7 protein-coding genes are annotated in these 10,116 nt (G+C 69.7%); all 7 read left to right on the top strand.

The window, feature by feature from the left end; translation table 11 throughout:
- Positions 1–46: 46 nt before the first annotated feature.
- The 7 genes from thiL (at position 47) to kdpC (ending at position 10,057) form a co-directional block, all read left to right on the top strand.
- Positions 47–1,021 (top strand): thiamine-phosphate kinase, encoded by a 975-nt coding sequence (thiL, locus tag CEK66_RS02315; RefSeq protein ID WP_152235821.1) that lies wholly within the window; start codon positions 47–49, stop codon positions 1,019–1,021.
- A 233-nt stretch (positions 1,022–1,254) separates the two neighbouring features.
- Complete coding sequence (locus CEK66_RS02310) at positions 1,255–2,826, top strand: CocE/NonD family hydrolase (RefSeq protein WP_193312541.1); 1,572 nt, start codon at positions 1,255–1,257, stop codon at positions 2,824–2,826.
- An 847-nt stretch (positions 2,827–3,673) separates the two neighbouring features.
- A complete protein-coding gene (locus tag CEK66_RS02305; RefSeq protein ID WP_152235819.1) occupies positions 3,674–5,182 on the top strand; it encodes an outer membrane beta-barrel protein in 1,509 nt (502 codons plus the stop codon).
- 292 nt (positions 5,183–5,474) lie between these two features.
- Positions 5,475–5,567, top strand: a complete 93-nt coding sequence (locus tag CEK66_RS02300) for a potassium-transporting ATPase subunit F (protein WP_010341961.1) — start codon at positions 5,475–5,477, stop codon at positions 5,565–5,567.
- A 16-nt stretch (positions 5,568–5,583) separates the two neighbouring features.
- Positions 5,584–7,302 (top strand): potassium-transporting ATPase subunit KdpA, encoded by a 1,719-nt coding sequence (gene kdpA, locus CEK66_RS02295; protein WP_152235818.1) that lies wholly within the window; start codon positions 5,584–5,586, stop codon positions 7,300–7,302.
- Between the two features lie 10 nt (positions 7,303–7,312).
- The gene (kdpB, locus tag CEK66_RS02290; protein WP_043090518.1) at positions 7,313–9,382 is read left to right on the top strand and encodes a potassium-transporting ATPase subunit KdpB; all 2,070 of its coding nucleotides are present in this window, start codon (positions 7,313–7,315) and stop codon (positions 9,380–9,382) included.
- A gap of 72 nt (positions 9,383–9,454) precedes the next feature.
- Complete coding sequence (kdpC, locus tag CEK66_RS02285) at positions 9,455–10,057, top strand: potassium-transporting ATPase subunit KdpC (protein ID WP_226978468.1); 603 nt, start codon at positions 9,455–9,457, stop codon at positions 10,055–10,057.
- Positions 10,058–10,116 lie beyond the last annotated feature (59 nt).

Genomic DNA, 10,116 nt, shown 5'->3' with positions numbered 1-10,116 from the left:
TTCTTTTCCCCATTCCCGACTCCCCATTCCCGATTCCCAGCCCCCCATGCCCGAATTCGATCTGATCGAGCGCCTGCGTGCGCGCAGCCGGGCGCGGGACGACCTGCCGCTGGGCATCGGTGACGATGCGGCCTTGCTGCTGCCGCCGCCGGGGGAGTTGCTGGCGATCACCACCGATACGCTCAACGCCGGGGTGCATTTCCCGGTCGAAACCGCGGCCGCCGACATCGGCTGGAAGACGCTGGCGGTGAATCTGTCCGACCTGGCGGCGATGGGGGCGCAGCCACGCTGGTGCACCTTGTCGCTGTCGCTGCCGCAGGTCGACATGGCCTGGGTCGATGCGTTCGCCGAGGGCTTCTTCGCCCTGGCCGATGCGCACGGCATCGGCCTGGCCGGCGGCGACACCACGCGCGGGCCGCTGGCCTTGTCGGTCACGGCAATCGGCAGCGTGCCGGCGACGATGGCGCTGCGCCGCGATGCCGCGCAGCCGGGCGACGAGGTCTGGGTGACCGGCCAGCCGGGCGAGGCGGCCGCGGCGCTGGCGCTGTGGCAGGCCGGGCGCCTCGACGTGACCGCGCCCGCCGCCGATCCCGTGCACGAACGCCTGCGCCAACGCCTGCTGCGGCCGACGCCGCGGGTGCAGGTGGGCCTGCGCCTGCGTGGCCTGGCGCGGGCCTGCGTGGACGTCTCCGACGGTCTGCTGGCCGACCTGGAGCACATCTGCGCGCGCAGCGGCGTCGGCGCCGAACTGGAGCTGGCCGCGCTGCCGGCGGTCGCCGCCCCGGCCGACGCGGACCCTGCGCAGGTGCACGCCTGGCAGCTGGGCGGTGGCGACGACTACGAACTGTGCTTCACCGCCGACCCGGCGCAGCGCGCGGCGATCGGGCAGGCGCTGCAGGCGGTCGGGGTCACGGCGACGCCGATCGGGCGCATCGTCGCCGGCAATGGCATCGCGGTGCGCGATGCCGACGGCCAGCGGTGGCAGCCGCCGCGCAGCGGCTACCAGCACTTTTTGAGCTGAGCCGCGTGGCCTGAGCGTGTGCCGGCCACCGGCCGCGGCGCCAGCACGTTTGGGCCGCCCGCCAAGGTCCTTCCATACTGTGCCGCACTGCGGCGTGAATATCGCCCGTACCCGGTGGTACGGTCCGCCTGCCCGGCCTCGTGTCGAGCGCTTGTCACCGTTCTGGCAGTACCGTTCCGGCAGCCGGCCATTCCGGTCCGGCGCCGCTTGGGAGGCAGTCCATGCGCATGTCCGTGTCACGTCGCATCGCCCTCGGCGCGATGTTGCTGGTGTTCTCCGCCGCCGCGGCCGCGGCCGGCTTCACCAAGCAGTACCAGAGCATTCCCAGTTTCGACGGCACCAAGCTCGGCGCGCTCGTCCTTGTGCCGCAAGGGCAGGGGCCGGGGCCGTTCCCGCTGGTGGTGATGCCGGCCAGCTGGTCGTTGCCCAACCTGGAATACGTGGGCCGCGCCAGCGAACTGGCCAACGACGGCTACGTGGTGGTCAGCTACACCTCGCGCGGCTTCTGGGATTCGCAGGGGCTGATCGACATCGCCGGGGCGCCGACGGTGGAGGACGTCAGCGCAGTGATCGACTGGGCGCTGGCCAACACCCCGGCCGACGCAAAGGCGATCGGCGTCTCGGGCATCTCCTACGGCGCCGGCACCAGCCTGCTCGCCGCCGCGCGCGACCCGCGCATCAAGGCGGTGGCCGCGCTCAGCGGCTGGGCCGACCTGCAGGCCTCGCTGTACGCCAACAGCACCGTGAGCCAACAGGGTGTGGGCCTGCTGGTCGCCGCCGGGGTCGCCACCGGCCGGCCCGGTCCGGACCTGGCGCGGATCACCGCGCACGTGGCGGTGGGCGACTACGACGGCGCGGTGCAGGGCTTCCTGCCCAAGGCGGCCGAACGCGGAGTGATCAACGAGGTGCAGGCGCTCAACCGCAACGGCCCGGCGGTGCTGCTGGCCAATGCGTTCAACGACGGCCTGTTCCCGCCGAACCAGTACATCAACCTCTACAACCGGCTCAGCGTGCCCAAGCACCTGATGTTCAGCCAGGGCGACCACGCCACTGCCGAACTGCCGGGCGCGCTGGGCCTGCCGAACCAGGTGTATACCGAGGCCACGCGCTGGTTCGATCGCTACCTGAAAGGCCGCGACAACGGCGTGGACCGTGAAGCGCCGGTGCAACTGTCGACCCTCGGCGGCACCTGGCTCAGTTATGCCGACTGGAACAGCGTACAGGCCGGCGCCACCCGCTATGGCCTGACCGGCCCCAGCGGCCTGTTGTTGCCGACCGGGTCGCTGACCAGCGGCAACAGCAGCGGCTGGAACTACCGCATCGCCACCGACGTGCCGACGCTGGCCGATTCCGGCGTGGTGATGGTCAGTGGTCTGTTGCAGGGCCTCGGCCAGCCGGTAACCACCTCGATTCCGCTGGTCAGTCGGGTGGGTGCCGCAGTGTGGAGCGGCCCGGTGCTGTCCAGCGACAAGCGCCTGGCCGGCGCGCCCTCGCTGCGGCTGACGGTGACCCCGAGCCAGTCCAACGTGTCGTTGTTCGCTTATCTGTACAGCACGGACGGCACGGGGTCGGCGCAGTTGCTGAGCCATGTGCCGTACACCCTGCGCAACGCGACCCCGGGCACACCGGTGACGCTCGACCTGGCGCTGCAGGCGACCGCAGTCGAGATCCCGGCCGGCCGCCGCCTGGTGCTGGTGGTGGACACCACCGATCCGCGCTACGCCTCGGCCAGCCGTTTCGGCGGCACCGTGAGCTTCAGCTCGCCAGCGGCGACGCCGTCGTTCTTGAGTGTGCCATTGCACTGAGATAGTCGGCGCTTCCCTTCTCCCCTTGGGAGAAGGTGCCCCGCAGGGGCGGATGAGGGTACGGGCGCAGCCTCGTGTAGCCGGATCAGCGCAGCGCTTCGCGCGCCGGACCCTCACCCCAACCCCTCTCCCGGCGGGAGAGGGGCTTTGGGCTTCTCCCTTCTCCCCCCGGGAGAAGGTGCCCCGCAGGGGTGGATGAGGGTAGGGCGTAACCGTGTACAGCTTGATCAGCGCAGCGCTTCGCGCGTCGGACCCTCACCCCAACCCCTCTCCCGGCGGGAGAGGGGCTTTGGCCTCTCCCTTCTCCCACCGGGAGAAGGTGCCCCGCAGGGGCGGATGAGGGTACGGCATCGCGCATCGCCACAGCAGCGCGCACACCACGCCAGCACAGCACACGAATTTACGTAGCTTTTATTCGAACCCGCCTGCGCTTTGCAACGAAGATATTCGGCGATTCCTATACTTTCCGCGCTGACGACGGGGATGCTTGCGTGGAATCGATGGCTGCAATCTTGAGCGTGTCGCAGGCCGCACCGATCGCCTGCAGGCGCCGCGTGCCGCAGACGCAACGGCGTGCCGTCCGCGTCCGCGTGGCGGCCATGCCACCTGCGCCGCGACGCCACGATGGCTGCCGCAGCGCGCTGCAACATCCGCCGCCACACGGCCGCGCGCGTTCACTGCACGCGCGTTGACGACATAACGCCGCCACCGCGGCGCTGCATTCCAACTCACTCCCCGCGATGCGCCACCCGGCGCATCGCCTGCGATGGTGCGTGCGCGTGAGGCGGCGCGCCGTCGTTGCCCCCTCTACCCAACGAAGGACGGCTCGTTGCGAGCCGACGTCGCGATGTCCATGAAGCTCCATCCCCTGTTCCTGTCCCTGGCCGTGCTGTGCGCCGGCGATGCCGCCGCCGTGGGTCTGGCTGCGCCCGTGTCGGAGGCGATGCCGGCGTCGGAGCCCGCCCCCGTGCCGCTGGCACGCAGCGCAGATTGTTCCAATGGCTTCTTCTCGCGCCTGGCCTCGGCTTATCGCGAGGATGCGCAGCCGGCCGATCCCGATGCGCCGACGCCGGCGCGCCGCGGCCTGGCGGCGCCGTTCTCCTCGCCGCCGTTTCCGTCGGCCGAATGGCAGCTCGGCGCGGTCGACTACCCGGTCGGCGTGCCCAACGAGAACGCACAGTACCCGGTGGAGAAGGCGCTGGCGTGCACGCGCGTGGGGCAGTGGATGCAGCGCAATCGCATCGAGCTGTACGGCTGGATCAATCCCTCGCTCAACGCCAGCACGTCCTCGCGCAGCAACTACCCGCTGTCCTACTCCACGCGGCCCAACCGCGGCGAGTTCAACCAGGCGCTGATCCGCCTGCAGCGCGTGCCGGATACGGTGCAGACCGATCATGTCGATTGGGGCTTCCACTTCGACGATCTGTACGGCTACGACTACCACTACACCACGATGAAGGGCGTCACCAGCGACCAGTTGCTGCATCATCCGCAGTCCAATAGCGCGCTCAACGGCAAGATCTACGGCAACGATCCGATGATCGCGCACGTGGACGTGTACCTGCCGTCGGTGGCGCAGGGCATGCTGGTCACGGTCGGCCGCTACCTGTCGCTGCCGGACATCGAGGCGCAGTTCTCGCCGAACAACTACCTGTTGACCCATTCGATCCTGTACACGGTCGATGCCTATACCAACATGGGCATCCTCACCACCACCAAGCTCAACGATCAGTGGACGCTGCAGCTCGGCGTGCACGGCGGCGACGATTCGGCGATCTGGGACGCGACCAGCCGCCTGAGCGCGCAGGCCTGCCTGCGCTGGGTCTCCAAGAGCAACGACGACATGCTGTATCCGTGCGTGGAGTCGTACAACAACGCCGCGCAGACCTACAACAACCTGCAGGAGTTCGTGCTCACCTGGGGCCACCGCTTCTCGCCGAAGGTGCACATGCTCACCGAGGCCTACCACATCTACGTGCGCGACCAGGCGCTGGCCACCGATCCGTCGCAGTCGCACGCGCCGACCGGGCGCCCGGGCTATGCGCTGGGCGAGGCGCCGGACTTCCCGCTGGGGCGCAGCACTGCCGACGCCATCGTCAACTACGTCAACATCCAGCTCGGCGCGTCGGACATGCTGGCGATCCGCAATGAGTTCGTGAACGACCACGACGGCCAGCGCACCGGTTTCGCCACGCGCTACTCCAGCCACACCATCGGCCTCACCCACTGGGTGTCGCAGGACCTGGAGATCCGCCCGGAGCTGCGCTACGAGCATGCCTACGATTTCCCCGCCTACGACGGCGGGCGCCGCAACCATCAGGCGACGGCGCTGATCGACGCGATCCTGCATTACTGAGGTCGTCGCGCGCTGCCGTGCAGGCGGCGGCGCGGCGCCGGCAGACGTGGCGCACGCGCCTGCGTCGCGCGGTTTTACGAAGAATTTATGCGTGCCGCGCGCCTTCGCCACGGAGAGTTTATGGCGGCGGCTTCGATAATGCCGGCCTGGGCCAGAAGGCCTGTCCGACCCGGCGTGCGTGGCCATGTTGCGCTTCCCTTCTGCCTCCGTGCGCATGCCGCGTCCGGCGGTGTTCCCACACGATTGCGGCCTGCCCTGCGGCGGGCCGTCCCTTTGTTTCGGAGTTGAGACCATGAGCGGTTGGCTTTCGTTCGTTTGCGGCGTGGCGGTGATCGTCGCGGCCGGTTACCTGCTGTACGTGATCCTGCGCCCCGAAGATTTCTGAGCCGAGTGCCACTTCCATGATCGATACATTGCTTGTCTATGCGCTCGCGCTGCTGCTGGGATGGCCGCTGGGCCTGTACCTGGCCAAGGTGATGCGCGGGGCGCCGATGCGCGGCGACGCGCTGTTCGGCTGGATCGAACGCCCGCTGTACCGCCTGCTCGGCACCGATCCGGCGCGCGGTATGCACTGGCGCACCTATGCCGGCGCGTTCCTGGCCAGCAACCTGGTGCTGGGCGCGCTGGTGTTCGTGCTGTTCGTGACCCAGGCCTGGCTGCCGTTCAATCCGGATGCGGTGCCCAACATGCGCTGGGACGTGGCCTTGCACACCATGGTCTCGTTTCTGACCAACACCAATCAGCAGCACTACTCGGGCCAGGCGCAGCTGTCGTACCTGTCGCAGGCGGTGGGCGTGGTCGGCCTGCAGTTCATCACCCCGATGATGGGCCTGGCGCTGGTCGCGGCGACGCTGCGCGGCCTGTTCGGTGGGCGTGGCCAGGATGCGGCGCGCAAGGCGGCCGCGAGTGGCGGCGAGACGGCGCAGGAGGTCGATCTCGGCAACTACTGGGCCGACGTGATCCGTCCCACCCTGCGCTTCCTGCTGCCGCTGTGCCTGCTGTGGACGCTGCTGCTGACCCAGCAGGGTGTGCCTTCGACGCTGGCGGCCGGTCCGGTCGCCACGCCGCTGGACGCCAGCGCCGGCCAGCAGACGCAGAAGATCCCGCTCGGCCCGGTCGCGGCGATGGTGGCGATCAAGCAGCTCGGCACCAACGGCGGCGGCTGGTACGGCCCCAACAGCGCGATGGCGCTGGAAAATCCCACGCCGTTCTCCAACCTGCTGGAGATGTTGGGCATCGTGCTGATCCCGGTGGCGGTGGCGTTCATGGTCGGCCCGTTCACCGGGCGCCGCAAGTTCACCGCGCTGGTGTTCGGCAGCATGCTGGTGATGTCGCTGGCGTCCACCGCGGTGTCGCTGTGGGCCGAAGGCCACGCGCCCGGCAGTGCCGCGCTGATGGAAGGCAAGGAGGTGCGCTTCGGCGTCGATGCCTCGGCGGCCTGGTCGTCGCTGACCACGCAGACCTCCAACGGCTCGGTCAACGCCATGCACGATTCGCTGGCGCCGCTGACCGGTGGCGTGGCGATGGTCAACATGCTGATCAACGCGATCTGGGGCGGCATCGGTTGCGGCCTGCAGCAGTTCCTGGTGTACCTGCTGCTGAGCGTGTTCCTGGCCGGCCTGATGACCGGGCGCACCCCGGAACTGTTCGGGCGCAAGATCGAGGCGCCGGAAGTGCGCCTGCTGGCGCTGCTGATCCTGTTGCAGCCGCTGGTGCTGCTCGGCTTCACCGCGATCACCCTTGCCCTGCCGGCCTCGATCTCGGCGACTTCCAATCCCGGCTTCCACGGCATCAGCCAGGTGTTCTACGAGTACACCTCGGCGTTCGCCAACAACGGCTCCGGTTTCGAGGGGCTGGGCGACGGCATTCCATGGTGGAACCTGAGCTGCACCGTGGTGCTGCTGCTGGGCCGCTATCCGGCGCTGATCGTGCCGCTGATCGTGGCTGCGCAACTGGCGCGCAAGCGGGTGGCGCCGGAAACCGGCGGCAGCCTGCAGGTGGAAACCCCGACCTTCGCGCTGACCCTGATCGCGGTCATCGCGATCCTGACCGTTCTGCAATTCACGCCGGCTTTGGTGTTGGGACCGATCGCCGATCACCTGACCCTGGCCGCGCACTGAGACGACGACGATGAGCACCCCGCTTCCTTCTACATCCGTGGCTTCTTCGCCGGCGCGCCGGCCTGGGCTGTTCGATGCCGCGGCGCTGCGCGCGGCCTTGCGCGACAGCGTGCTGAAGCTGTCGCCGCGGCACCTGCTGGGCAGCCCGGTGATGGCCGTGGTGTTCGCCGGCACGCTGCTGTCGGCGCTGATCACCGTGTCCGGCCAGGGCCCGGCCGGCTTCGGCTGGGCGGTGACCGCGATCCTGCTGGTCACCGTGCTGTTCGGCAACTTCGCCGAGGCGGTGGCCGAGGCCCGCGGCCGCGGCCAGGCTGCGTCGCTGCGGCGCGCACGCAAGGACCTGGTGGCGCGCCGGGTCGCCAGTGTGCGGCTGGACGGCGAGACCAGCGTACCTGCCGCCGAACTGCGCCCGGGCGACTTGGTGGTGGTGTCGGCCGGCGAGCTTATCCCGGCCGATGGCGAGATCGTGCACGGCCTGGCCACGATCAACGAGGCTGCGGTCACCGGCGAATCCGCACCGGTGCTGCGCGAGGCCGGGACCGACCGCTCCGGCGTCATCGGCGGCACCAAGGTGCTGTCCGACGAGATCCTGGTGAAGGTCACCGCCGAGCCGGGCCACAGCTTCCTGGACCGGATGATCGCGCTGGTGGAAGGCGCCAACCGGCAGAAGACGCCGAACGAGATCGCGCTGACCATGCTGCTGGCGGCGATGACCCTGACCTTCCTGATCGTGGTCGCCTCGCTGCCGGCGATCGCCGGCTTCGTCGGCGTGCACGTGGATCCGCTGCTGCTGATCGCGCTGCTGGTGTGCCTGATCCCGACCACCATCGGCGGGTTGCTGCCGGCGATCGGCATCGCCGGCATGAACCGCGCGCTGTCGGCCAACGTGTTGGCCAAGTCTGGCAAGGCGGTGGAAGTGGCCGGCGACGTCGATGTGCTGCTGCTGGACAAGACCGGCACCATTACCCACGGCGATCGCCAGGCCACCGTGTTCCATGCGCTGAGCGGCGTGGACGTGGCGCAGCTGCGCGAGGCGGCGATGCTGTCGTCGCTGGCCGACCCGACCCCGGAAGGCAAGTCGATCGTGCGCCTGGCGCGCGAGCAGGGCCTGCCGCCGGCCGATCCGGCCGGCGCCGAGTTCGTCGCTTTCACCGCGCAGACCCGCATGTCCGGCGTCGACCTGCCGGCCAACGGCATGCAGCCGCCGCGGTCGATCCGCAAGGGCGCCGCCGATGCGTTGATCCGCCACGTCACCGCGCTGGGCGGGCAGGTGCCGGCGGAACTGAAGAGTCGCGTCGAGCAGGTCGCGCGCAGCGGCGCCACGCCGCTGGTGGTGGCCGAGGGCCGGCACGTACTGGGCGTGGTCGAGCTGTCGGACGTGGTCAAGCACGGCGTGCGCGAGAAGTTCGCGCGGCTGCGCGCGATGGGCGTCAAGACGGTGATGATCACCGGCGACAACCCGCTGACCGCCGCGGCCATCGCCGCCGAGGCCGGCGTCGACGACTACATCGCCGAGGCCACGCCCGAGGACAAGCTGGCGCGCATCCGCCAGGAGCAGGCCGGCGGACGCCTGGTGGCGATGGTCGGCGACGGCACCAACGACGCGCCGGCGCTGGCCCAGGCCGACGTCGGCCTGGCGATGAACTCCGGCACCCAGGCGGCCAAGGAGGCCGGCAACATGGTCGATCTGGATTCGGATCCGGCCAAGCTGCTGGCGGTGGTGGAAGTGGGCAAGCAGCAGTTGATCACCCGCGGCGCGCTGACCACCTTCTCGCTGGCCAACGACGTGTCCAAGTACTTCGCGATCCTGCCGGCGCTGTTCGCCGCCTCGATCCCGCAGATGGCCGCGCTGAACGTGATGCGCCTGTCCAGCCCGACCAACGCGGTGCTCGCCGCGCTGATCTTCAATGCGCTGGTGATCCCGGCGCTGATCCCGCTGGCGCTGCGCGGCGTGCGCTTCACCCCGTCCTCGGCGACTTCGCTGCTGCGCCGGAACATGCTGATCTACGGCGTGGGCGGCGTGCTGCTGCCGTTCGTCGGGATCAAGGCCATCGATCTGCTGCTGGTGGCGCTGGGTTGACCCCGGCGCCGATTCTCACGCTCCTTCGGAATTACCTCCATGACCGTGTCTTCCGTTTCCCTTCGCGAACCGATGCGCTGGCGCGCGGTGCTGGTGCTGCCGCTGCTGGTGCTCGCGTCCGCGGCGCTGTACTCGTTGCTGGCCACCGTGCTGGCCGGCGCGCTGTTCCCCGAGCAGGCCAACGGCAGCCTGCGCAGCCACGACGGCCGCGTGGTCGGCTCGGCGCTGGTGGCGCAGCCGTTCGCCGCCGCCGGCTACTTCCAGCCGCGTCCGTCCGGCGCCAAGTACGATCCGATGTCGGCGGCCGGCAGCAACCAGGCGCGCAGCAACCCCGACCTGCGCAAGCGCCTGGACGCCACCCGCCAGGCGGTGGCCGCGCGCGAAGGCATCGACCCGGCGCAGGTGCCGGACGATCTGATCACCCAGTCCGGCAGCGGCATGGACCCGGACATCAGCGTGGAAGCGGCGCACATCCAAGTGGCGCGCGTGGCCGCGGCGCGCGGCCTGTCGCCGCAGAGCGTCGCCGCCCTGGTCGCCGCGCAGACCCAGCCGCGCCAGTTCGGCGTGCTGGGGGAGCCGCGGGTGAACGTGCTGGCGCTGAATTTGGCCTTGGACGCGGCCGGGAATGGGGAAACGGGAATCGGGAATGGGCAAAAGCAGGAGCAACAGCGGTAAATCGCGCAGCCATGTAGGCTTTGCGCTCTGCGATTCCCCATTCCCCATTCCCCATTCCC

The organism is Xanthomonas sp. LMG 12460 (assembly GCF_009192895.1).
Lineage (GTDB): Bacteria > Pseudomonadota > Gammaproteobacteria > Xanthomonadales > Xanthomonadaceae > Xanthomonas_A > Xanthomonas_A sontii.
The sequence above is the reverse complement of the archived record's forward strand: the minus strand, read 5'-3'. Positions and strand labels throughout refer to the sequence as shown.

Coding starts and splice junctions, on each gene's coding strand:
- CEK66_RS02305 (WP_152235819.1), top strand. CDS start 3,674: ATGTCCATGAAGCTCCATCCCCTGTTCCTGTCCCTGGCCGTGCTGTGC.
- kdpB (WP_043090518.1), top strand. CDS start 7,313: ATGAGCACCCCGCTTCCTTCTACATCCGTGGCTTCTTCGCCGGCGCGC.
- kdpA (WP_152235818.1), top strand. CDS start 5,584: ATGATCGATACATTGCTTGTCTATGCGCTCGCGCTGCTGCTGGGATGG.
- thiL (WP_152235821.1), top strand. CDS start 47: ATGCCCGAATTCGATCTGATCGAGCGCCTGCGTGCGCGCAGCCGGGCG.
- CEK66_RS02300 (WP_010341961.1), top strand. CDS start 5,475: ATGAGCGGTTGGCTTTCGTTCGTTTGCGGCGTGGCGGTGATCGTCGCG.
- kdpC (WP_226978468.1), top strand. CDS start 9,455: ATGCGCTGGCGCGCGGTGCTGGTGCTGCCGCTGCTGGTGCTCGCGTCC.